This window comes from Ktedonospora formicarum, assembly GCF_016587355.1.
GTDB lineage: Bacteria > Chloroflexota > Ktedonobacteria > Ktedonobacterales > Ktedonobacteraceae > Ktedonobacter > Ktedonobacter formicarum.
The window spans coordinates 801,557-823,439 of record NZ_BNJF01000004.1 but is presented as its reverse complement, the minus strand read 5'-3'; the positions used below and the strand labels follow the sequence as shown (position 1 = coordinate 823,439).

Below are 21,883 nucleotides of genomic sequence, written 5' to 3'. Positions count from 1 at the left end.
TAGTATGGCCCAGAACCTGATCAATGCTCGCCTGGGCAATTATCGCATCCAGCGGCTATTAGGGCGCGGTGGCTTCGCGGAAGTGTATCTGGGAGAGCATATCTATCTACAAACGGCTGCAGCAATCAAGCTGTTGTATACAGAAGAGCAGAGCACTTACCAATTTCTGCAGGAGGCACGCTTGTTAGCGGCCCTGCGTCATCCTCATATTGTCTCGATCCTCGAATTTGACCTGTACCATGACAGACCATTCCTGGTGATGGAGTATCTCCCTTATGGGACGCTGCGCCAGCGCTTCCCGCATGGCTCGCGCCTCCCCATGGAGACGCTTCTTGTCTGTATTGAGCAGATGGCTGAGGCGCTCGATTATCTGCATGGAGGGGGCTTGGCTCACGGAGATGTGAAACCAGAGAACATGTTGCTTGGGACAGGCGATCAGTTGCATCTAAGCGATTTTGGTATCGCTATTCTCGCAAATAAGCGGAAGGAGCAAACACTTGTTGGCACCATCAACTATATGGCCCCCGAACAGCTACAGCACCAACTCCAACCAGCCAGTGACCAGTACGCACTCGGTATCATCGCCTACGAATGGCTCTGTGGTGTGCCCCCCTTTACTGGAAGTTATGTTGAGGTCGCAACACAACACGCCCTCATACCGCCAGACCCATTACGTGAACGCATTCCTGACCTCTCAGAGGAAATCGAGGCTGTGATCCTACGCGCCCTCGCCAAGGAGCCAGAGCAGCGCTTCCCCAGTGTGGGTGCTTTCGCCAACGCCCTTGCCAGTGCGTACTATGGCTCGCTCGTAACTGAGCGCCGCGACATGCTCCCTCCGATACGGCTGGCTCCTACAGCCCTTTCACCCCACCTGGGGCATGAACAATTCACTCTTTCCGCGCCAATTCCCACACAGCCAGAACGATCACTCAACCCTCACTCCGACCAAAAAGTCTCTCGTCGCTCCCTGCTCATTGCGAGTGGCACTGGTATGGCAACGCTAGGGCTGATCGGAGGCGCTGGCTTGCTCTGGTGGAAGAACACACAACCCACACCTAATACGATTAGCCAGACACCTATGCCCACAGTTGTTCAACCAACTCGCCCCAGGGGCGGCGTCTACTCTTCCTATCATGGGCAGAACGGTCCCATCAGTTCACTCGCCTGGTCGCCTGATGGGATACGCATCGCCTCTGGTAGCAGCGATACCTTTAATCCCGCCTCTCCATCGAGCAATGAGCACCTGATCCATGTCTGGGATGCCCTGACTGGCAAACACCCGGTGATTTACCAGGGCCACACTGATACAATTTATGTGCTGGCCTGGTCACCGGACGGCAAATATATCGCTTCTGGAGGGATCGGGAGTGACTCGGTCAGAAGTGCATCGCTTCAGGTCTGGGAGTCTACTACTGGCAAACAGGTAGCATCGTTTGAGAACGATTATAGCACCATCACTCAGATCTACTGGCACGAGGCCAACCAGATCCTCGCGATAGGCGGCACGAGTGGTCATATCATCCGTTGGAATCCCTTTGCAAACGTGAGCGATATCCAACGATTTGCAAAGGGAAATATCGATGAAAGCTACACCTGCTCTGTTTCGCCAAATGGCAAGTATATCGTCACGCGCGACGAGAATGTTGTCTATAGCCTTGCTGACGAGCAATTGATCTCGACCGATACAACGGAGGGTGGCTACTCACCAACTCTCCCATATTTCTGGTCACCCAATAGCCAGCGTTGCATTAGCCTCCATTATCGCTATCCACCCGAAATCTGGGACCCACGCACTGGACAGCGGCTAGCGCATTGCGCCCAACAAGGCTATGCCTTTACGATCGGATGGTCACCTGATAGCCAGAAAGTTGCCTCCTATGGACAAGCTGGTGCGATTCTCTTATGGAACACCGACACCGGGAGCATACTCTACACCTATGCTCCCCATACATCGGATGTTTACAGCCTTGCCTGGTCGCCCAATGGACACATGATAGCCAACGGTGACGAGAAGGGCAGGATCGAGATCTGGCAGGCAGTGTAGGAAGACCTATTCTCTTCTCCTCAAGGGTCAGCGATACAGGGAATCATCGAGGCACCTCGATGATTCCCTGTATCGCTGACCCTTGTCAAATGCGTTTTTCACCAAATTTCGCCGCTGGAGGACCTGTTTTTCAAACATGGGGAGGAAGGAGGTGCTCCTTTAAACTCTCTGGGCTGTCGGCTCAACCGCTTCGCTCTTTTCCTCTTCCCCGTGCCTCTGAACACGGAGAAAAGCGACAGCGAGAAAAGCAAGGAGAAAGATTACAAGCGTGATCCAGAAGGCGTCTTGTAATGCAAGTTCCAGGCCGTGTTTCCGGATAAGTTCAAGTGTGGAATGCGTTGTTGGCTGTAACAGGTGAGCCAAGTCACTGCTATAAGTAGCCGCACGGTTCTGAACAACCGTTGCCAGGACGGCGATACCCAGAGAGGTAAAGACAAATCGGACGACCGTATTGAGAGACGATGCCTGCGCAAATTGGGTCCGAGGCACCCTGGAGAGAGCCGAGACTGTCAGCGGCTGAAGCAAGCAACCTAATCCGAGCCCCCGTAGCGCCATGTTTAGGACAAACCAGGTATAGGATGTGGTCTGTGTCATCTGTGTCAGTTGCCAGGTAGAGAGGGCCATAAACACCAATCCCGGAAAGAGCACCACGCGAGGGCCGAAGCGATCAACGATCCGCCCTCCGACAATTGCTGCCAGCATAGATGTAATAGACAGGGGCAGGGTGACTAGTCCTGAGTAAAATGCATCTAAGCCCCGCAAATTCTGAGTATAGATGGGGAAAAGAATGAGGCCGCCGAAAAAGCCAAAGCTGATCAGGGCACTGGCGATATTACTGCAGAGAAATGGCCCGTTGGCAAAAAGACGCACGTCGACCAGCGGCTGCTTCCCCCGCCTGGCGATGTTGAACTCGATGAGCCCAAAGAGAAGCAATGCACACAAGCCCCCTATAAGCGACGAGAGCACATAGGGTGAGTTCCATCCGGCACTGGTCGCATTGGAAATAGCGTAGAGAAGAGCAGTGAGGCCCAGGGCCGCGAAGATGAATCCAGGCAGGTCAAAAGACACCTTGTTGGCAGTGGTGTGCTCGCGTAAAAGGAAAAGTGCCAGGATGATTCCGATTACCCCAACTGGTACATTGACATAAAAGATGAGCGGCCAATCGGCATAGGTCACGATATAGCCACCAAGGGTAGGGCCAATAGCAGGAGCCATAAGCGCGGAGATACCCAGAATGCCAGTCGCCAAGCCCCGTTGATGCGGTGGAAATTCGGTAAACAACAGGGTAATCGCCAGGGGGAAGAGAGCTGCACCGCCGATTGCTTGTACAATCCGAAAGAAAATAAGCACTGGCAAGTTCCAGGCCAAGCCACAGAGTGCAGATCCTAGCGTAAAAATGGCAAGGGCAATCACATAGAACCGCTTGGTTCCCAGGCGATTGCTAAAAAAGGCAGTCGTTGGTGTGACAACCCCTTGTGTGAGTGTATAAGCGGTAATAATCCACTGCAAACTATTGAAATCGACACCGAAAGCACTTTGTAAGCGAGGTAAAGCATTGTTGACGATGGTCTGATCCAAAATACTCATAAAAGAACCGAAGAGAACAACGATGACGACGATCCATTTATAAGGTATACCACCTTCTCGATGCTTCGTACTGGTAAAAGCTTGCACACTATTCTCCTTGAATTATAATACAGCAAAGCTCACGCGTAAAATCGTGTGCCTCGAGTAAATTAGTTTGTACTAACTAACTTAAATAAACAAAAAAAGCTAGGGCTCGTAACGCTTTAAACCTCGTAGCCAGATGCGGCTCATCTCCTCCTGAATATGAGTGACTTCGCGTGGGAGGTCGAGCATTAGCCTGTACTGGAGCGAGAGAATGATACTCATATAGCCCCCAGTTGCTGCATCCAGGCTCAGGGTAGGATCCAGGTACCCCTGATCATGAGCCTGCTCTATAAGTTGGCGGATAAGGCCAAAGATCTTCTGGTTGTGCCTGTTGACACAGCGCGCAATATCAGGATCATGAGCTTCAAGAACCGCTTGAAAGAGGATACGTTGGATCTCGGGATCGACCTTGAGTGCCGCATTATAGTCATCGATGAAACGCTCAAGCGCATCGAGGATATTCTGCTCCGCTCGGCGCGAGATGCGCTCTTGTAGCAACACAAGGAATTGCGCAGAAAACTCTCCAAGCACGGCTAAAAAGAGACCCTTCTTACTCCCGAAATGCTTGTAGAGCATGGGCTCCGTTACCTCGCTCTCACGAGCCAGTTCCCCCGTACTTGCCTCAGCATAGGTGGAACTGGCAAAAACGCGTTTGGCGCTCTGGAGAATCAATGCACGTCGATCCTCACTCCGTAGTCGCTTGCGTTTTGCTGGTTGCTGTTCACTCGGCATAGAGTAGCTTTCTTTTCGTTTATTAGTTAGTGGAAACTAACTTGTGTTTGGAAGTATAGATGATAGACATCGAGTTTGTCAACTCGTTCCGGGTTGGAGTTCGGCTCTGCAATGTGGCAGCAAATAACCTCATCGCTACTGGCCTCTTTATTCCCCAGGTCTTTAGACCTGACTTTTCTACACAGAGAACAGAGGCGAAAGAGAGGCAGCATCAGATGTAGTCTGACAAGCCTGAGACGCGCAAGGTCACATTTGCTAACTCTTTTGTCCTGGACAGCATCTTCAGGCAGATTGCCAATTCAAGTTGCTCAATGTATAGAAGCGTCAGGCATGAGTGTAGGGGATACTTTATGGGATTAGCGTATCGAAACCAGAACGTGGCACACGCAGCTTTGGATGCGCTGATCGAGAGAACGTTGCGTGGACTATCATAGTTTTTTTCTCTCCGCTTTTAAGGATTGTCCTGCAGGCGAATGAAGTTGCTTGATTGCATACCCCAACAGGCCGGGAAGCCCTACCAGGATCGCAGAGCATCCAATCATCGCTGGTATCCCAAGAAGCAGAAGCAGCGTTCCAGCTCCCCCGCTTGCCAGTGGACCGGTGCTTTGCATCAGCGTGCGTAAGAGTGCGAAGACACGACCACGTAACTGCTCAGGAATGATCTGCATGCGTAGTGTTTGTGCCCAGATGGTGAGTGGTGCGCTAAAGAGGCCAAGGAGCGCCAATCCAGCCATAGCCCACCAGATACTTGGACCCAGGAGCAAGAAGCCGAGAGATATGCCTGAGAGGACTTGCGCCAGGCAAATCAGCAGGCCCAGGGAGAGCGGAAAAGTAAAACTGCCTGCAAGAATCGCTCCAAGAACTTCACCTGCAGCCAGAGTACCTAATAATATGCCATATAAGTCTGGCCCCCCTTGTAACACCTGAACGGAAAAGAGTGGAAGCCACACTGCGAGCAAGCCTTCTCCTACATTAAAGGTCATAAACATAAGGGTCGTAGAGAGAAGCACCTTATTTTGTAGCAGGAGGAAGAAGGCCTCACGGAACCGATAGGTTGTGGCAACCGCCTGCACTTGTGTGTTGGGCTCGACTTTGACATGCACTCTCGTCAAAGCCAGGGCAAAGATGGCATACGAGAGTGCATCGAGTATGATCACTGAAGGAGCGCCGAATCTGGCAATCAGCAAGCCTGCGATAGGCGGGCCAACCACCCCACTCAAGGTGTAGCTCAGGGTTTCCAATGCATTTGCGGTTGCTAACTGAGGCTGAGGGACAAGCAGTGGAATAAGAGAAGGTCCACCAGCCAAGGAGATCATCATGAAACATCCATACATAGCAGCAACCAGATAGATGTGCCAGAGCGCGAGATGACCAAAGAAATAGAGAAAGGGAATGAAGGTAACAACGGCACCTCGGAACACATTATCTATCAGCATCACCATCCGCCGGTCAAAGCGGTCTAAAAGCGCCCCGGCAAATAGCCCTCCAAACATCACCGGGCCTGTATAACAGAGGAGCAACCCGCCAACCGCCTGGGGAGAGTTAGTGGATTGATACACGAACCAGATCAGCGCGATCCGAGTCATCGCATCTCCCACAGTCGAGAATGTGAAACCCAACCAGAACCAGCGAAATGATGTATTGTGGAACATGTCTCGATACTTACCCATTTGCCATTTTGACATAGAATCCCCCTGAGAACGTCGCATATGTTTCCCTACCTGGAGTATCTGAATATTTGTGTATTTCCTTCATGTTGTAATAGCCACTGCTTGCGCTCCAACCCTGGACCGTAGCCAGTCAAAGAATCGTCGGCACCCACAACGCGATGGCAGGGAATCACTAGCACGATGGGATTACAGGCGTTCGCTGAGCCAACAGCACGATAGGCCATTGGCCTTCCTACTTTTGCTGCCAGTTCACCATAGGTCATAGTCGTTCCAGGGGAATTGCCCGAAGCGCGGACCAGATCTGTTGCTGAAAAAGTGTCCCTCCGGTGCTGACCGGAATCATTCCTACGCTGTGATAGTCGCCAGCAAAATAGTGGCGAATGCGGTCGCTGAAACCGGAGGGGTTGGCAGTTTGCCTCAAGCAGATTTCCCCATAGCGCCGTCGGAGAAGTTTCATTACGAAGGGTTCCTCGTCAGCAAAGTCAAGTGAACACAGATGCGCGCCATCCGTTACCATCATGAGCGTTCCAATGGGAGAAGTGATATGATCAAGCTGCAGTTCTTTCACCGGGTATCCCTTTCCATAGACAAAGAAGATGATCAATTCTTGTGCTGAGAACATCGAAGCGCAGGGACTCCTGATGCAGGATACGCATCAGGAGTCCCTGCACTTTGACGTTCTCATGGCGTTGATCGTTCCTTAGTCTACATGGAGAACCGAGCAGTAGCTGGCAATTTTCAGCCATGTTCCTGCCTGGCGTGACGCAACTCTTGGTCAACTCTCAGGAGTTCTTTGAATCGATAGCTTGCTCTTCTATGTGAACAGCATAATTTCTGCATTGCCAGAAGAGCATGTCCGAAACTTGCTAGCTTTGTCCCCGCCCCTGGTATATGATTGCGGTATGGAAACACAACCCATTGCCGCTGATTTCGATGTATGTTACAAAGCCATGAGCAGCCGTGATGCCCGCTTCGATGGTCAGTTCTTCATAGCAGTTATCACGACTGGGATCTATTGTCGCCCCATTTGCCCTGCACCTATGCCTTCTGCACAGCATGTTCGTTTTTATTCGTGTGCAGCGGCGGCAGAGGCTGCCGGGTTTCGAGCGTGTCGTCGGTGTCATCCTGAAGCCAGTCCCGGCTCTCCCGAGTGGAACATTCGGGCAGACCTTGCCGCGCGAGCATTGCGCTTGATCGCTGATGGAGTAGTGGATGTGGAGGGCGTTCCTGGGCTGGCTCGGCGCCTTGCTGTAAGCGAACGCCATCTGCATCGAGAACTGCTAGCAGCAGTCGGCGTTAGCCCAATCGCTTTGGCACGGACGCGCCGCGCCCAGACGGCTCGCCTATTGATCGATCAAACCAATCTGTCTCTGACGACCATAGCCTTTACTGCCGGATTCTCCAGTATTCGACAATTTAACGAGACAATGCAGGCCGCATTTGGATGCCCACCATCGTCCTTTCGTCGCAAAGCTCTTCCTCCACAGAGGGGCGAAGGAAAACTAACCTTGCGTTTATCCTATCGCCCTCCCTTTGAGTGTGCGACATTGCTGACCTATCTGGAGTGCAGGGCTCTGCCAGGGGTTGAGGAAGTCACCAATGGATGCTACCGACGAACCGTTTCACTCCCACAGTCTAGTGGGATCATTGAATTGGAGCCGATGAGATCTGCGAATGCTGTGCTGCTACGTCTCCAGCTCTCAGATCTCTCAGATCTGAGTCTCCTCGTGCAACGGTGTCGGCAGTTCCTTGATTTGGATGCAGCACCCACAACCATCGCTGAGACCTTAGGAGCTGACCCCCTTCTGGCTCCGTTGGTCAAGGCCCGCCCAGGATTGCGCATTCCAGGAGCAATAGATGGATTTGAACTTGCTGTTTGTGCGATTGTTGGTCAGCGCAGATCAATCGTAGGTGCACAAACATTGATTGGACGGCTAGTGAGAGAACTCGGTGTGCCTCTAGATAAACCGGTCGGGACGCTTTCCCACTTTTTTCCCTCTCCACAGCTCATGTTAGCAGCGAGCTTGCAAGAAGTTGGGCTCACAGGAAAGCTAGCGGATACCCTGCAAACACTTGCGCACGCGGTCGTTGAGGAGCAGTTGATCTTGTCCCGAGACGCGGACCGTGAGAGGACCGTAAGCTGGTTGAAGGGGCTTTCAGAGGTGGAGCCATGGATAGTCTCCTCTATTGCCATGCGAGCCCTGGGCGATCCCGATGCCTATCCAATTGGCGATCTGAGCCTCCAACGTGCATACACACATCACGGGCTAGCTGTGGATATACACTCCATCGAGAGACATGCTGAGATATGGCGCCCGTGGCGTGCGTATGCATTCCACCATTTGTGGGCAAGCCTTCCCCCTTTTCAAGCCGGCGAGCAGGTGTCGTAATAATATTAGCTATTCCCTTCTTATACAGTAATATAGTTACGAGGCCCTCTTAGTGGAGCTTCTACCTGAGTTCCCAGATCATAATGGTGCCGCCAACGTCGATGGATGCCAGCAAGTGACTATTCGGGGACCAACTGACGTTGACCACCGTCTTCTGAGTGGGGTTTACAAAATGCCAGGCAAAAATTCCCTTGGCAACGTCATACACGCGCACCGTCGGCTCCTTACTTAAAAAAGCAATCCATTTGACATCAGGAGAGCATTGTACTACGGTCGCGCTGAGAGTGGTTCCGGCATTATTATAGGTGGAGATGCGTTCGGTAGTGCAGTTGGAGGCATTGAAGATCATTATCAGATCAACACTTTCTGTGAAGATGCTTTGATCATTGGTTGACCATGCTAAACTGCCCATTGGATTACGATCTCCAGGGGCGTAGGTCGCTGTACAACGCGTGGCTGTGGTGGTAACATCGACCACGCGAAAAACACCATGAGATCCGAAGACCAGTGCTGATCCATCATGCGACCAGGAAACAACATCCTGCCGTTGAGCTATTGCAGGTGCTACAGTGGTCGTCATGCCACGATTCACATTCCACAGCGAGACGCTCTCGCTGGTTGCAGCGATCGTTGTAGAATCTGGCGACCAAGCGATCGTTGTCCCATTGGGGAATTTCGAGAGCTTCCCGTTAAAGGCGAGTAGATGCCTAGTCCCTCCATCAAAGATGCTGACTCCCCAGTTGGAAGAAACTGTTTGGGTTCCTGTATTGACAGCGAGAAGCTTCCCATTAGGAGACCAGGCGATCTCGACTGGCTCTGGTTCATTGTGCTGATACGCCTTTTGCCAGAGGATGCGCCCAGTAGTGGCATCCCACGTTTCGATGTGGGGGGAGAGATCTGAAACAACGGCGGTGATCTTCTTGCCATCGGGCGACCAGCTCACGTGATAAAAGGAAGCATTGGGACGATCAGTTCTCGTGCTCCAGACAAGCGTTCTGCTCTGAGCATTCCACACTTCGAGGGCGTTTGGCGTGTCCAAGTTGGCGCCAAAGATGACAATTTTCGAGCCATCAGGCGACCAGAGGATACCCGTTTCGTCCCCAGTGTTCTGGCTCTGAAAGGAGGATGGTTTGTGTGATGCCGTTCCCCTTGTATCAGGGATAGATGTAGAAGTATGGGTTCTCGTTGGCGTCGAAGCGCTTTGAGGGCCATTGCTATCGGTTTCACATGCTAACAGGCACAATACGAGGAGACATATGCCGAGAGGCGACAGGGCGTGCCAGTGAAGGATGGGCAGAAGGTTTTTTCGAAGATGCATACAAAGATGAGAATCCTTTCTTGATGAGAATATGTGTGTCATGATGCTTTTTGGGTCACTCCCAGAATACGAATCGCTCGCAGAGGGGGACAACCGCGTGAGAGAGAAGATGTTGCTTGAAGCAAGCCTCACTCTGTGTGAGACTGCGAAAGAGTGCAAGTTCTTTTCATCTACCCAAGACTAATACAGGAAAGGGAGTAAAGACCACATTCATGACTCACTGAATATTCATCATCTTCTCATTGATTGTCTGCTTTCCTTTTCAATGGAAACTGATTGTGCACAAGCTCACTTTATAAAATGTGGGTAAGCGCTATGACCTCACTGCCAGAGAAGTGAACGAAAATGGGAAGAGGACCGTTGAGAGAAGGAATCCTCTTCCCATTTCCGAAGGAAGAATCAGCCATTCAGGCGTGGGGAGTCATCACGTTCCCTGTATGGAGGCAGAGAGGGCCTGCTCCAATGTGGATGCTAAGGCCTCCGAAGCTGAGTAGACTTTGACCCGAAGATTGGGAGAAAGGGATGGGTGGAAGGTGACATAATCAAATTCTAACTGCCCCAACGTCGGGTGCTGGATAACTCGTGGCCCATCGGGTAATCCGCGTACATTTTGTTGTTCCCACCACTGACAAAATTGTGAACTGGCCTGTTGCAAGTCTTCAATAATTTCATGAAACGAGGCATCGTCGGGATAGCGAGCGTAATCAGCGCGGAATTGTGCCACCAGGCTTTGCGCCTGCTTCTCCCATGCTTGATGAAAGTTTCTGGTTTCGCTTTGAAAAAAACGCCAGACGATATTGCTTGAGTGAGGCGGGCACGGCTCATGCAAACGAAAGACCAGCTCTGCTGCTCGGTTCCAGGTGAGCACATTCCAGCATCGATCAACCAGATACGCTGGGTGAGGATCGAGAGCATCGACCACTCGTTGGAGCGCAGGAGTGATTTGTTCCTCCTCCACGATCTTCTTTCCAGATACTTCTCCATAGGCCAGGAGGAAGAGATGCCGCTCCTCGGCAGCGGTGAGCCTGAGAGCCTGTGACAGGCTGGAGAGCACCTGCTTGGAGGGATGAACGTCCTGCCCCTGTTCCAGCAGCGTATACCAGGACACGCCGATGTTGGCCAGTTCCGCTACCTCTTCGCGTCGCAATCCCGGTGTACGACGACGATTGCGCGCTGGCAAATCCACTTCTGCGGGTTGCAGGCGTGCTCGTCGTGTGCGCAGAAAAGCGGCGAGCGCCTCCCTGCGTTCTTTTTCATCCATCTCTTCGGTTCCTTATCCTGCTAGTTTTCATCGTACGATAATCAAGCGCTGGTTATACGATAAACGCATGCCTATACTAGCAAAGAGAAAATTGAAGGTCAAGGAAAAGAGGCGTACGTTGTGGCAGTCCCTCCAACCAGAGATCTCTCAAAGATACCTGGACCTGGGCGAGGGCAGAGCAAGAATGGAAATGTTGCGAACAAGCACCCATGTCTTTGCCATCCAGTATTGTCATTCTGAAACACAGATTAGTTGATAGAATGGAACGGTTCGGTTGACGCTTCTCTTCCCTGTATGAAGGAGTTTTTCATGAGTACGATGCGTGCAGTTGTTGTTGATCCTGATGTTCAGGGGCATCTGGCGTTACACGAGGTTGAGTTGCCATCCCCCGCGCCAGCAGAAGCCCTGATTCGTGTCTCTGCCATCTCGCTCAATTTGGGAGAGGTCCGTACGGCACGGCTCCGCGCCGAAGCAGGATGGCGACCAGGGTGGGAACTGGCTGGTGTGGTGGAGCAGGCAGCTATCGATGGATCAGGGCCGTCGGTTGGAGCCAGAGTCTTTGGCATGGTTGGTTTTGGGGCATGGGCGGAATGTGTTGCGGTTCCTACAGCACAGCTTGCAGAGATTCCCGATGGGGCCACATTTGCTCAGGCTGCGACGTTGCCGGTCGCAGGTCTGACGGCTCTCTATGGTCTGGAGAGAGGTGCTCTACTGCTGAATCGGAAAGTGATCATCACCGGGGGACCGGAGAATATCGGTCATATCTATGGTCTGGAGAGAGGACCCATGCTGCTCAAGCGGAAAGTCCTCGTCACAGGGGCTTCAGGTGGTGTCGGTCATTTTGCCTGCCAACTGGCCCGGCGGGAAGGTGCTCTCGTGACTGCCTTGGTACGACGCGCCGAGCGTGCAGCGAGTGTTCAAGCCATGGGGGTGCATGAGGTGGTCATAGGAGAAGACGCCGCGCTGACTCGCTCGCTTGGCCCCTATCACCTTGTTATCGATACAGTGGGCGGAAACACTTTGCGTACCGCTATGACACTTCTGGAAACGGATGGCATCTGTGTGAATTTGGGAGCCGCAGAAAATCCAGAAATGACATTGCAGAATCGATATGGCGCATTTGACTCACCAGACAATGAACAGGGATTCGTCATTCGCGACATCAAGCCCAGACGTGTGGCAAAAGATCTGGGGCGCTTGGTTCAGATGATGGTTTCAGATCAATTGCATCCACACATCGGCCAGGAGGCTCCCTGGACTGATGTTGTCGAGGTGACCCAGAGCCTTCTGGACCGCCGTATCGCTGGGAAGGCAGTTTTGTATGTCTCCTGATGGTGTGCTTGGTCTCTTGTAGTCATTCTCCCCAAGTGAAGGGTGGTAATGCCTTCAAGAGTGGTTCTGTCTCACTTTTGAAACGCCATGCGTCACAGATGCACCACTCTTGATGAGGTATACGCAACCTCAGAAGATACTGCTGGCGAACCCTCTCAAGCCGCATCGAAGAGGCGAGCAAAAGGAGAGCACCGAGTCTGAGCATGAGAACCATGCCATACTGCGAACCACATTGAGCGTGGCAGCCGTGGCGATATGCTGGGAATGCGTTTTTGTTTCCCCAACATATCGTGAACGGCGTAAGCCTATCGTGCGAACTCCTTGAGAGAGCGTTCCCTCAATCTTGGCATAGATCTGGGCAAACGCTTGTGTGTCTTCTTGCTCCCGCCTCTGCATCAACACCCGATACTGCACCCTTCGGACGAATCGTCACGGTGCGGCGTGTATGACGGCTTGATTGGGTGCACAGCGATCGAGATGAACAGGCCTGATACTCTTTTGTTGAGAACTTGATCACCTCGCTTTCCGGTTGTCAATGGTCGGAGTCCAGCTGGTGCTGGTGCATCTTTGTGGGCACGTTGCCTGTTGATGCTCCCAATCAATGGGGAAGTGGCTGACATCGAAGCCGGTGTGTCGGAGCCATTGGGGAGCCATGGGATCATACAAGGCATCAAGCAGTTCTCTTCCCTGCTCTCCGATCTCTTCAGCACAAGCAACTCGTCCTGCTCCTCCTACTGGTGAATGCGATTCTTCACTGCGAGGCCCATAGCGTTCCACCCATTGGGGGGCTGTCCCCACCACTGCTAGGCTATCCGGGGGCCGTACGCATCGTTCCCCAGACACAAAGCACTCGATTGAGGGCACACCTTGGCGAGCATATGCGTCGAATCGGTGCGTTGTCTTCCACGCGCTTTAAGCCAGCCCTTCTGTTGAAAGAGCGTAAGCATACTTTCAAGCAAACGATGTTCAGCCTGCTTGTCGATGAAACGAGTGCGAAATTCGGAGAGCACTAAGGCATCAAAACCCGCGTCAGAGAGGTCGAGATCCAGTAGATGTGCGCCAATCGATCCTTCCCCGCACCGCATCGGCGGCTTGCCGATCAGAGAGATTCTCCGCAAATTGCATGATCGTCACCAGGGCGAGTCGCCAGGTGGCTTCGGCAGGTTGTCCTTCTTTGGGAAAGAGATCGACAAAATTCTCATTCGTGTAAATACTTCCTATATACATTGCGCATTTGCATAGAGAGATTCCCCTTTGGTACACTGCTCGTGCAATTCGAGCGGTTTCTTGAGGCACTGGTGCTATAGGTTGTGGTTTGAGCGACATCGATGCAATCCTCTTTCTGAGCACGTAAAGACGTGTTAAACTGCTGCTACTAATGTGTTTTTACCGAGATTGGGCCAGTTCCGAAATGCGGGAATTCGGCGCGAATGGTTGGAATTGGCAGGCTCACTCAAAGTGAATCCGCACGGGAAGCGTCTTGTTGCATGCTCACGCTGTAAATTCGTGGCAGCGCCCTGTGATGTTGATCTGGCTTTTGAGCTTGTCAGCTGTTTTCGGTAGAGAGCAAGGCAGGAGAAGTTTTTGCCGATCGTTGGTAGTATGCTTATGTTGTTTGGATCGCTTCAGAACATTGTTGTTTGGATCATTCCAGGTCGTAAGAGAATATGGCTCTATTGGCTTGCAGCAAGCCTTAAGAGGTACACTGGAAGCGTTGTGTGACGACGCAGCTTTCTCAAAAAGGCTGATTAGCGAGTCAGGGACCCTATGCCGAAAAGCAGGGGCTTGTTACAGCAAGCCTGAACCTGACCAGTCACAGCTCGTCTTCGAGCTACGTTAGGAGCGAATGCAAAGAAACGCCTCCTTCCTTCCCATGCCTAGAAGGGCAGGGGGATCCAGAGGCAGGAGGTTTTGATGATCAACATGTATAGCTCTCGCTATCATCAACCCTTAGGGATCGTCACCCAAATTCCACGACGATCTGGGCACTCTCCAGTTCGTCGATGAGTACCAGCGATCCCCGCAGTCTCACTAGGTGTGAGCTGGATCGAAGGAGGCACTGATGTCAAACGTATCGCCTATGCCTGAACCTAAAGTTCTACTGGACGGACTCGCCTATGTTGAATCGCCTCGCTGGCACGAGGGCCGACTGTAGTTTGCCCACTGGGGGACGGGGGAAATCGTCGCGGTCGACCTCGACGGCAACAGTGAAGTTACTGGCCACGGACCTGCCGGTCTCGGTTGGTCCATCGACTGGCTACCCGATGGCCGCCTCCTGGTCACAGGCAAAGAGCTTGTGCGCAGGGAGCCGGACGGGTCGATGGTTCAGCACGCCGACCTTAGCGGGATCGCCGATTTCTGGAATGAGATCGTCGTGGATGGCCGGGGAAACATCTACCTCAACAGCATCAATTTTGAGTTCCTCAGAGGGGCTTCGCCCACGTCCGGTATCATCGCGCTGGTCACCCCGGATGGCTCGGCTCGCCAGGTTGCCAGCGATTTGGCGTTTCCCAACGGGATGGTGGTAACGCCGGACAACAAAACACTGATCATCTCCGAGTCCTTCACGGGGCGGCTCATTGCGTTTGACATCGAAGCCGACGGCAGCCTGTCCAATCGGCGGGTGTGGGCCGAGGGACTTGCCCCAGACGGCATCTGCATGGACACCGAAGGCGCCATCTGGGCCCAGACAGCAAACACACGTGCGCACACCGGTCATGACGATGCGCCAGAGGGTGCTGTCGCGCGGGTCTGCGAGGGCGGCGAGGTGCTGCAGCGCATCGAGCACGACCGCGCGATCTTTGCCGCCATGCTCGGCGGACTAGATCGCAAGACGTTATTTCTGCTGGCGGCCCAGTGGCGCGGCATCGAGCAGGTCAACGAGGCGGTCGCGGCTCGAACCGGGCAGGTGCTGATCTGCCAAGCGCCAGTGCCCGGTGCCGGATGGCCGTGATGCAGGCTCCCCTCTCGACCCAAGTACGTGAACCGGTTCACCAACAAACGGCTGCACCGGTTCATGGCAAAGCTCGTTTGCACTTCCCAAAGCATACCAATTTACAGAAAAGTGATAAAAGAAACCAGATGACCCACATTCCGCAGGGTAATTGACAGGAAAACTGAAATTGGATAAGGTAATCTCAGAACGCGCAAGGAGTAGAAAAAGCATGCAACGAGCTGAGGATTACCAGAACGAACGTTTGGACCATTTGGGCATTGTGGCGGGCGTGTGCCAGGAATTGGGCTTGGCGCAGTGGTTGGATGCCTTGGAACCCAACCAACAGCGCGCAGTGAGTTACGGGACCTCCACTGTCGCCATGATTCTCAATGGATTGGGCTTTGCCAATCGTCAGCTCTATCTGGTGCCACAATTCTTCGAAAATAAACCGGTCGCGCACCTCTTGGGAGCCGGCATCAGCGCGGACATGCTCAATGATGATTGCCTGGGACGTACCCTTGATTGGCTCTATGAGCACGATGTGACCACGGTGTTCGCTGGCATTGCCCATCAGGCCCGGCAACGTTTTGGGATAACAGCCCAGCACGTGCATGTGGATACGACCTCGTTTTCGGTGAATGGAGCCTATGAAACCGAGCAGGAACATGAGCACGTCATTGCAGTCACCTATGGCTACTCGCGCGATCATCGCGAAGATCTCAAACAGTGGATGCTGGCTCTGGCGACCACCCATCAAGGGGATATTCCGCTCTTTTTGCAGCCGCTTTCGGGCAACCGCAGCGATAAAGAGAGCCTGATCAAGGTGATTGCCGACCTGCATGCCCAATTGCAAGAGACAGAACCCGAGGAAAACCCGCTCTACGTGGCCGATAGTGGCCTCTACAGTGCAGAGAACATGCGCCAGCTCAATCAAACTGGGGTACGGTGGGTCAGTCGCGTCCCCGAAACGAGCAAAGAAGCCAAAGCCGCCGTGATGCAAGACGAGGAGGCGTGGCAACCCAGTGCCGATGGAATTCGTCACCTGGTCGTGCAGCACATGGATCTGCCTCAGGGGCCTGAGCGGTGGATCATCGTTCGCAGTGATGCTGGGATCAAGCGAGCGTTGCAGACGGCGCGCAAGCAGGCCGACAAGCAACTGGAAATGTGGAGCAAGAAGGTGTGGCATGTGAGCACGAAGGCATTTGCCTGCCGAGAGGATGCGCAACAGGCCTGGGAACAAAGTCTCAAAGGGCTGCCGCAGTGGCTGGATGCCTCGATGGAACTGAAGAGCCAGGCGGTTTTTGAAGGACGAGGCCGTCCTGCACGCAATGCGCAGCCAAGCGGGGTGCGTTGGAGTGTCACGCCCCAGGTTCTCCTCAACGAAAGCAAACTGTTGGCCTTCGCCCAGCGCAAAGCCTGCTTTGTCATTGCCAGCAATGTGGTGGATGAAGCCGAGATATCCAACGATGCGTTGATCAACCTGTATCTGGAACAGGGAAGCGTCGAACGGGGCTTCCGGTTCCTGAAAGATCCCTTGTTCCTGGCGTCCTCGGTTTTTGTGAAAAAGCCAGAACGCATCGTGGCCCTGAGCTTGATCATGGTGCTTGCCTTGTTGGTGTACCGTCTGGCGGAACATCGCTTGCGTGAGCAATTAGAGGCAACTGGGCAAACTATCCCCAATCAAGTCAACAAGCCCACGGCTCGACCGACGATGCGCTGGGTCTTCCAATGCTTTGAAGGCGTTGAATTGTTGCACATCCGCACCGCAGCCACCACGCAATCGCTTGTCCTCCGCTTGCAACCATTGCATCATCAGATCCTTTCTTTATTGGGGCCTGCCTCTCAACAATTCTATTTTTTTTCAGATTAAAACTGCGGAATGTGGGAGATGAGGAGTGGTTTCCCCCTTTGGCCTGGGGAGCCTCTTGCGTGAGTGGAATGATCTGGAGGAGGCAGAACAGCACTTGCAGCAAGGTATGGCCCTGATACATGAAGAGGTCCCAGGAAATCTGGAGGCTGCGCTCTCCTGGGCTGAGATCTGTGGTCTCACTTCTCACGACGCCGATGTATCATATCCCTTCGAGCGTGAATATTTGATCCTGGCATGGGTGGCGGCTCGCTTCGTCAACCTGGTACATTTCACCGAATTCCCTCGTGGTGGTCATTCATGGCTTGGGAAGAGCCGGACCTCTACGCCAGGGATATACAGGAATTCATCGGAGAACTGCGCCAACCCGAAATCTAGTCACTCTGGGACCTGTAGCCGCGGATTCTCGTCGTGATCAAGCAGAGGAAGTTGGATGATCTCAAGCTTCTTCTGCGCCATTGAAGGAACCAACGTTGATCTTCTCTGATGTAGCTCGCTTGGTTTTTAGGATGCAGGAGGCTGCGAAACCGGCTCCTTTTTTGCGCCCCTGCCGCTCGCCTATCTGTCTGGCATCGGTGCATCAAGGAATTCGGTGAGGATTGGGAGCAGGTGGGTGCGCGTCATGATCCCATGGTAGGGAGGAGCCCAGCCCACATGCGTCGTGGCTGGCAGTACTGCGAGTGAAGAATGCGGCAAACCGGACAGATCGCCATCCCCCTGGCCACCACCCAGCAGACCAAAAAACTCTATCACGTGTGCCAGGTGCAGGCCGTCAGCATCCCCCACCAGGATCAAGGTAGGAGTTTTGAGTGTCGCCACACCTGCGGTCCAGTCGTAGTCGGAGGTCACCAGCTGTCTTACCTTGTCTACCACGGTGGGCCAGGCTTCAGGCGCTGGAGAGGTTCGCAGATAGGCATCGTAGATCGGCGTCCCAGCGAATGCTTCGGCGCTTATGGCGCTCATGGCTGCCAGGTCTTCGGGATAGCGACCATCTTGTTTAAAAGGAACTGAGGCCACTGCCAGTTTGCGCACCACCCCTGGGTGTCGGATAGCAGTTTGCAGCGCGACGCCACCTCCCAGAGAGTAACCGAAGAGATCGGCCTGTTCGAGTCCAAGGAATGTAATGAGTGCGGCGATATCGTCGGCCATTGATTCGTAGGACAACGAGCGATCAATGTCAGCGGTATGCCCATGTCCTTGCAACTCAACCGCAATGACCTGTCGCGTCGTGGCAAGTTGTGGGACCACGTCTCCCATTGCTTCGATGGTCCAGAAGGAGCCAGGAAGCACTACCAGTGGCTGCCCGTTCCCGTGGAGTTCGTAGTAGAGATCCAGCCCATTGACCCGTGCGTAGTTGCCGCTCTGATGTTTGTTGGTGGTCACGTGCATCACCCCTTGTCTTTAAATCGATACGAGACTTGTAGCCATTTTCTTGAGGCACTGCTCCAAGCCCAATTTGGACATCTCCATCATCTGGCTCACTGGCCAATCGTGTTCGGTCACAGTCATTTCCGTCTTGCTGTTTCCCAAGTCTTTGAAGGTGACGGTATGACGCTGATTCTGCGGAAAATCTGGTGGCATCCCCATCGAGATCGGATCGACTAGATTTCCATCTTTGTCTGACAAGTTGTGGATATATTCGATCTGCTGCATGGGTATGATTTTCTCGTACTGCCAGGTGCTGTAGTGATCTCCGTATTCGGGTGAACGCATACAGACGAGTGATGTTCCACCTTCCCGAAAATTCATAGTGGTTTGTGGCGAGGTGAACCCCTCTGGTCCCCACCATTGCATGACGTACTTAGGGTCGGACCAGGCTTTCCATACGTGCTCGACCGAGGCGTCAAAGACACGGGTAACAACGAGGTCACGCTTATTTGTGTCCTGTATTGAGTGGTCGTTGCTCATTTCTTTCCTTCTCTTTTGGAGTGCCGCGCAGAAACAGTATAGAACCAGGGACCAGAAAAAACTTCTCCGATCTTGCTTTCCCACGAACAAGGCTCTCATAGAATCGAGTTGTGTTGGTTGGTTCTGACAGGATCAGTGGCAGGACGTCTTTTTGACAGCACGGTAATGGAAACGTACCACCGACCCACCTTTTCGAGAAGGTGGCACTCTTCACGTTGACGTTCATGGATCTCTCGGTGCAAGTCAATGGCGGTGGGCGTTTACTCGCCTGCCTTGTACGCTTGCTGTGCTACAAATCGACTCTATTGGCGAATGGCAATGGGGGGGCACAAAGTGATTTCTTTTACGGAGAAATAATCAGAAAAATGATGTATTACATGATAAAGAGGTAATAAATGTTGTTTGTATGCCCGAAATACCATTCGCCAGCAGAGTTACTTTTTGCACATAGTGAGTGAACTAGATCACAGCTCTTTCATTGCTTCCTTGCTATAATGGCTCCTTACCGCCTGTCGTTCGACTATAGACTCCCTGATGATCAGCCTGGAGATGACATCTATCTATAGTTGGTTCTGATGGACCATGCCATCAAATGAAGGTTATGACTCCTTATAACCTCTGCCATATGCATAGCTTGCATTGAGCATTATTACATTCCTGCTCTAGTGGCGCTGCATTCCGGCTGGCATCACGTTTTGAGGTCGTCGAGCACTTGTATCAACACTACTACATAGCCGCGAAAGGATTTGCACATGTTGAACTTCGCCTACAATTCTCAGGATCCCAATAAGATTGTTCCTCTCATTGAAGCGACGCTCCGTAAGGAACTAGGTGCCCCGACGCAATTACCGTGTCAGGTCATCCACACAGGAGAGAATGGGATTTCTGTGAAAGGTTTGCTTTTGGATGCCTTGAATTTCTCGACCACCCTATTTCTTATCCAGTTCTCCCTCTCTCTACCACGACCGTTTCAACTCCAGGTCAAGATTGATCGCCAGGGGTTAGGCGCGCTCCTCGGATCACTTACCTATTCAGCTCCGCTCGCAAAGCCTGTTGGTGGCGAGGTCAGTCTGGAGCCTCCCAAAATCTTTGGCAATTCTAAGTTTGTAGGTGAAGCCCAGACGACGGTTCGCCTGAACGCCAGTGGGGCGCTGATCAAAAATGCCAATAAGCTCACACAAACAGAGTCCGAGTTGGGCCAATACCGGTTCGAGATAGAGAGATACCTGAAAATCATCCCCCAGGCACCTAGCCCGCTTCTTGTCGTTCATTCGCTTCCCAGAAAGACAGGTCTAATAGGTCTGAGTGCGACTCTGAATTCGAAAGATTTCTTTGAGCTTCTTGCTCAGGTGGAAGCAGCGCTCTAAATAGAAGTCATCGCGGGGTCGCATGAGCCAGGCTATCACAGCCCGCAAAGTAGCACCACTGGCATTCCCTTATGAGTGTACTTGATTAGTTATCGAAGTGGATAGATCACAACTGTCTCAGAAAAGTGGAATTACTCGAAAGAGCTAATGGAACTGGTACTTTGCCACAGTAGCTTCGCTCATTTTGCCCCTACAACTGTGGTGCCCTTAGTACAGGGGGCGCCACAACTTTTGATTTTGTTGGCGAATAGTTTAAGCAGCCAGAGCAGCAAAACAGGAGATATATGGTTGAGAGGGAGTTTCTCCCATGTGCCACCGATAGAGGCGCACCACATTCATGGCAACAGCCGTCAGAAGATGTTGAAGATGGGTTTTGGCGATGCCAAGATAACGGCACCTCCAGAGATCAAATGCCCAGGCGCCTTGGGTAATGGTGCCTTCAATCCCTGACCGCTTGGCATATCGTTCTTTGAACTCTTTCATCGTTTGGCGCTGGCGAGCGGCCTGAAGCGCTTCATAGTGGGCTTCTGCGCGAAAATGCAGTTGTCGTGGATTGTCCACAGCACGACCCTATACCACATATCGCTCTAACAATGGCCTGGCGTAGTCCTCGAAGAAGGATGGATTATCCGTTTGCAGCCAGTAGAGAGGGCGAAGCAAGATTGGAGGCAGTCCTGTGGAGAGCGCCTTCTCTAGAGCTTCCATTGCCAGTTGGGGTCGACTACGGTAATAATAAGCGCAAAGCATCCCTTTCCAGAAGAGCGCATCTTGTGATGTAGCGTTCTGTTTAAATATCTTTTAGCCACAGATACACGTATCCACGCGCTAAATGGATATTTGGCTCTTAAAGCGCGCGTATAGTCAACAATGGCTTTAGCGTACTCCTTCTGATCGTAGTAAGTCACGCCCCGATTGATGTAAGCATTTACGTGTGTTGGACTTAGTTCAATTGTGCGAGACAGAGCTGATATACTCTCTTCATAGTGCTTCGCTAAGAGGCGATCTGTACCCTGCTGATACCAGGCTTCCGCGAGGGCCTCCTTCACTTCTTCTTCCTCAGGAAGTTGATTGGACGCTTTCTCATACCACTGCACGGCTTTCATGGTATCACTTGTAAGATACGCTTCTCCTAATCGCCACCAGAGCGCGGCTTGAAGCTCTTTGGGATAATTTAAGAGTGCCGGAAGTTTTACCTCTTGAGAGAAGAGTTTGGAGAGCTCTTCAAGTCCCTGTAGTTCTTCCGAAAGTGGATTATAACTGTATGAGAAGACGAGGCTTCTGGCAGCCCATATCCATCTGTTTTGCTCGCGAACTGAGAGCGCGTTAGCGAAGAAACCTCCTATAAGTTCAGCCTCTTCGTTAGAAGTAGTGTACTTCCTGGTGGAGCG

At 52.6% G+C, this 21,883-nt stretch carries 21 protein-coding genes and 1 pseudogene; 7 read left to right on the top strand and 15 right to left on the bottom strand.

The window, feature by feature from the left end:
- Nucleotides 1–4: 4 nt before the first annotated feature.
- Complete coding sequence (locus K3T82_RS35345) at nucleotides 5–2,044, top strand: serine/threonine-protein kinase (RefSeq protein WP_236031771.1); 2,040 nt, start codon at nucleotides 5–7, stop codon at nucleotides 2,042–2,044.
- Between the two features lie 159 nt (nucleotides 2,045–2,203).
- Here K3T82_RS35345 and K3T82_RS35340 read toward each other — a convergent pair whose 3' ends face one another.
- The 5 genes from K3T82_RS35340 to K3T82_RS35320 form a co-directional block, all read right to left on the bottom strand.
- Nucleotides 2,204–3,718: an MDR family MFS transporter gene (locus K3T82_RS35340; protein ID WP_220198174.1), complete on the bottom strand. Its 1,515-nt coding sequence runs from the start codon at nucleotides 3,716–3,718 to the stop codon at nucleotides 2,204–2,206.
- 99 nt (nucleotides 3,719–3,817) lie between these two features.
- A complete protein-coding gene (locus tag K3T82_RS35335) occupies nucleotides 3,818–4,447 on the bottom strand; it encodes a TetR/AcrR family transcriptional regulator (protein ID WP_220198173.1) in 630 nt (209 codons plus the stop codon).
- A 428-nt stretch (nucleotides 4,448–4,875) separates the two neighbouring features.
- On the bottom strand, nucleotides 4,876–6,132 hold the full coding sequence (locus K3T82_RS35330; protein WP_220198172.1) for an MFS transporter: 1,257 nt from the start codon (nucleotides 6,130–6,132) through the stop codon (nucleotides 4,876–4,878).
- A gap of 32 nt (nucleotides 6,133–6,164) precedes the next feature.
- Complete coding sequence (locus K3T82_RS35325; RefSeq protein ID WP_220198171.1) at nucleotides 6,165–6,380, bottom strand: methylated-DNA--[protein]-cysteine S-methyltransferase; 216 nt, start codon at nucleotides 6,378–6,380, stop codon at nucleotides 6,165–6,167.
- Nucleotides 6,377–6,739 (bottom strand): hypothetical protein, encoded by a 363-nt coding sequence (locus K3T82_RS35320; RefSeq protein WP_220198170.1) that lies wholly within the window; start codon nucleotides 6,737–6,739, stop codon nucleotides 6,377–6,379. The genes K3T82_RS35325 and K3T82_RS35320 overlap by 4 nt, the downstream gene beginning before the upstream one ends.
- Before the next feature lie 280 nt (nucleotides 6,740–7,019).
- Between K3T82_RS35320 and K3T82_RS35315 the strand changes: the two genes are divergently transcribed.
- Nucleotides 7,020–8,507 (top strand): AlkA N-terminal domain-containing protein, encoded by a 1,488-nt coding sequence (locus K3T82_RS35315; RefSeq protein WP_220198169.1) that lies wholly within the window; start codon nucleotides 7,020–7,022, stop codon nucleotides 8,505–8,507.
- 61 nt (nucleotides 8,508–8,568) lie between these two features.
- Here the strand turns inward: K3T82_RS35315 and K3T82_RS35310 are convergent, their stop codons facing one another.
- Both K3T82_RS35310 and K3T82_RS35305 read right to left on the bottom strand, forming a co-directional pair.
- Nucleotides 8,569–9,825, bottom strand: a complete 1,257-nt coding sequence (locus K3T82_RS35310) for a WD40 repeat domain-containing protein (RefSeq protein ID WP_220198168.1) — start codon at nucleotides 9,823–9,825, stop codon at nucleotides 8,569–8,571.
- Between the two features lie 424 nt (nucleotides 9,826–10,249).
- Nucleotides 10,250–11,086: a helix-turn-helix transcriptional regulator gene (locus tag K3T82_RS35305; protein WP_220198167.1), complete on the bottom strand. Its 837-nt coding sequence runs from the start codon at nucleotides 11,084–11,086 to the stop codon at nucleotides 10,250–10,252.
- A 309-nt stretch (nucleotides 11,087–11,395) separates the two neighbouring features.
- Between K3T82_RS35305 and K3T82_RS35300 the strand changes: the two genes are divergently transcribed.
- Nucleotides 11,396–12,418, top strand: coding sequence for a zinc-binding dehydrogenase (locus K3T82_RS35300; protein WP_220198166.1), 1,023 nt, complete (start codon nucleotides 11,396–11,398; stop codon nucleotides 12,416–12,418).
- Between the two features lie 129 nt (nucleotides 12,419–12,547).
- On the opposite strand, the gene K3T82_RS50400 is transcribed toward K3T82_RS35300, so the two are convergent.
- The 4 genes from K3T82_RS50400 to K3T82_RS35280 form a co-directional block, all read right to left on the bottom strand.
- Nucleotides 12,548–12,814: a transposase gene (locus K3T82_RS50400; RefSeq protein WP_420799380.1), complete on the bottom strand. Its 267-nt coding sequence runs from the start codon at nucleotides 12,812–12,814 to the stop codon at nucleotides 12,548–12,550.
- 117 nt (nucleotides 12,815–12,931) lie between these two features.
- A complete protein-coding gene (locus tag K3T82_RS35290; RefSeq protein ID WP_220198164.1) occupies nucleotides 12,932–13,261 on the bottom strand; it encodes a hypothetical protein in 330 nt (109 codons plus the stop codon).
- Nucleotides 13,222–13,503, bottom strand: a complete 282-nt coding sequence (locus K3T82_RS35285) for a hypothetical protein (RefSeq protein WP_220198163.1) — start codon at nucleotides 13,501–13,503, stop codon at nucleotides 13,222–13,224. The genes K3T82_RS35290 and K3T82_RS35285 overlap by 40 nt, the downstream gene beginning before the upstream one ends.
- On the bottom strand, nucleotides 13,448–13,645 hold the full coding sequence (locus K3T82_RS35280) for a transposase (protein ID WP_220198162.1): 198 nt from the start codon (nucleotides 13,643–13,645) through the stop codon (nucleotides 13,448–13,450). Before K3T82_RS35280 ends, K3T82_RS35285 begins: the two co-directional genes overlap by 56 nt.
- Nucleotides 13,646–14,498: 853 nt before the next feature.
- Between K3T82_RS35280 and K3T82_RS35275 the strand changes: the two are divergent.
- The 3 genes and pseudogenes from K3T82_RS35275 to K3T82_RS35265 all read left to right on the top strand — a co-directional run bounded on the left by K3T82_RS35275 (nucleotide 14,499) and on the right by K3T82_RS35265 (nucleotide 17,635).
- Nucleotides 14,499–15,371: pseudogene (locus K3T82_RS35275) on the top strand (SMP-30/gluconolactonase/LRE family protein).
- A 211-nt stretch (nucleotides 15,372–15,582) separates the two neighbouring features.
- The gene (locus K3T82_RS35270; protein WP_220193725.1) at nucleotides 15,583–17,223 is read left to right on the top strand and encodes an IS1634 family transposase; all 1,641 of its coding nucleotides are present in this window, start codon (nucleotides 15,583–15,585) and stop codon (nucleotides 17,221–17,223) included.
- Nucleotides 17,224–17,248: 25 nt separating this feature from the next.
- Nucleotides 17,249–17,635: a hypothetical protein gene (locus K3T82_RS35265; RefSeq protein ID WP_220198161.1), complete on the top strand. Its 387-nt coding sequence runs from the start codon at nucleotides 17,249–17,251 to the stop codon at nucleotides 17,633–17,635.
- Nucleotides 17,636–17,778: 143 nt separating this feature from the next.
- Here K3T82_RS35265 and K3T82_RS35260 read toward each other — a convergent pair whose 3' ends face one another.
- The gene (locus K3T82_RS35260) at nucleotides 17,779–18,609 is read right to left on the bottom strand and encodes an alpha/beta fold hydrolase (RefSeq protein ID WP_420799373.1); all 831 of its coding nucleotides are present in this window, start codon (nucleotides 18,607–18,609) and stop codon (nucleotides 17,779–17,781) included.
- 12 nt (nucleotides 18,610–18,621) lie between these two features.
- The gene (locus tag K3T82_RS35255) at nucleotides 18,622–19,128 is read right to left on the bottom strand and encodes an SRPBCC family protein (protein WP_220198159.1); all 507 of its coding nucleotides are present in this window, start codon (nucleotides 19,126–19,128) and stop codon (nucleotides 18,622–18,624) included.
- A 752-nt stretch (nucleotides 19,129–19,880) separates the two neighbouring features.
- Here K3T82_RS35255 and K3T82_RS35250 point away from each other — a divergent pair.
- Nucleotides 19,881–20,495, top strand: coding sequence for a hypothetical protein (locus K3T82_RS35250; RefSeq protein WP_220198158.1), 615 nt, complete (start codon nucleotides 19,881–19,883; stop codon nucleotides 20,493–20,495).
- A gap of 252 nt (nucleotides 20,496–20,747) precedes the next feature.
- Here K3T82_RS35250 and K3T82_RS35245 read toward each other — a convergent pair whose 3' ends face one another.
- Both K3T82_RS35245 and K3T82_RS35240 read right to left on the bottom strand, forming a co-directional pair.
- Nucleotides 20,748–21,056: a transposase gene (locus K3T82_RS35245; protein WP_220198157.1), complete on the bottom strand. Its 309-nt coding sequence runs from the start codon at nucleotides 21,054–21,056 to the stop codon at nucleotides 20,748–20,750.
- A gap of 131 nt (nucleotides 21,057–21,187) precedes the next feature.
- Nucleotides 21,188–21,598, bottom strand: coding sequence for a tetratricopeptide repeat protein (locus K3T82_RS35240; RefSeq protein ID WP_220198156.1), 411 nt, complete (start codon nucleotides 21,596–21,598; stop codon nucleotides 21,188–21,190).
- Nucleotides 21,599–21,883 lie beyond the last annotated feature (285 nt).

Bases quoted from the DNA above. Each gene is read 5' to 3' on its own strand.
- K3T82_RS35345 (WP_236031771.1), top strand. From the start codon at position 5: ATGGCCCAGAACCTGATCAATGCTCGCCTGGGCAATTATCGCATCCAG.
- K3T82_RS35335 (WP_220198173.1), bottom strand. From the start codon at position 4,447: ATGCCGAGTGAACAGCAACCAGCAAAACGCAAGCGACTACGGAGTGAG.
- K3T82_RS35330 (WP_220198172.1), bottom strand. From the start codon at position 6,132: ATGTCAAAATGGCAAATGGGTAAGTATCGAGACATGTTCCACAATACA.
- K3T82_RS35325 (WP_220198171.1), bottom strand. From the start codon at position 6,380: ATGACCTATGGTGAACTGGCAGCAAAAGTAGGAAGGCCAATGGCCTAT.
- K3T82_RS35320 (WP_220198170.1), bottom strand. From the start codon at position 6,739: ATGTTCTCAGCACAAGAATTGATCATCTTCTTTGTCTATGGAAAGGGA.
- K3T82_RS35315 (WP_220198169.1), top strand. From the start codon at position 7,020: ATGGAAACACAACCCATTGCCGCTGATTTCGATGTATGTTACAAAGCC.
- K3T82_RS35310 (WP_220198168.1), bottom strand. From the start codon at position 9,825: ATGCATCTTCGAAAAAACCTTCTGCCCATCCTTCACTGGCACGCCCTG.
- K3T82_RS35305 (WP_220198167.1), bottom strand. From the start codon at position 11,086: ATGGATGAAAAAGAACGCAGGGAGGCGCTCGCCGCTTTTCTGCGCACA.
- K3T82_RS35300 (WP_220198166.1), top strand. From the start codon at position 11,396: ATGAGTACGATGCGTGCAGTTGTTGTTGATCCTGATGTTCAGGGGCAT.
- K3T82_RS50400 (WP_420799380.1), bottom strand. From the start codon at position 12,814: ATGCAGAGGCGGGAGCAAGAAGACACACAAGCGTTTGCCCAGATCTAT.
- K3T82_RS35285 (WP_220198163.1), bottom strand. From the start codon at position 13,503: ATGCGGTGCGGGGAAGGATCGATTGGCGCACATCTACTGGATCTCGAC.
- K3T82_RS35280 (WP_220198162.1), bottom strand. From the start codon at position 13,645: ATGTATATAGGAAGTATTTACACGAATGAGAATTTTGTCGATCTCTTT.
- K3T82_RS35270 (WP_220193725.1), top strand. From the start codon at position 15,583: ATGCAACGAGCTGAGGATTACCAGAACGAACGTTTGGACCATTTGGGC.
- K3T82_RS35260 (WP_420799373.1), bottom strand. From the start codon at position 18,609: ATGCACGTGACCACCAACAAACATCAGAGCGGCAACTACGCACGGGTC.
- K3T82_RS35255 (WP_220198159.1), bottom strand. From the start codon at position 19,128: ATGAGCAACGACCACTCAATACAGGACACAAATAAGCGTGACCTCGTT.
- K3T82_RS35250 (WP_220198158.1), top strand. From the start codon at position 19,881: ATGTTGAACTTCGCCTACAATTCTCAGGATCCCAATAAGATTGTTCCT.
- K3T82_RS35240 (WP_220198156.1), bottom strand. From the start codon at position 21,598: ATGAAAGCCGTGCAGTGGTATGAGAAAGCGTCCAATCAACTTCCTGAG.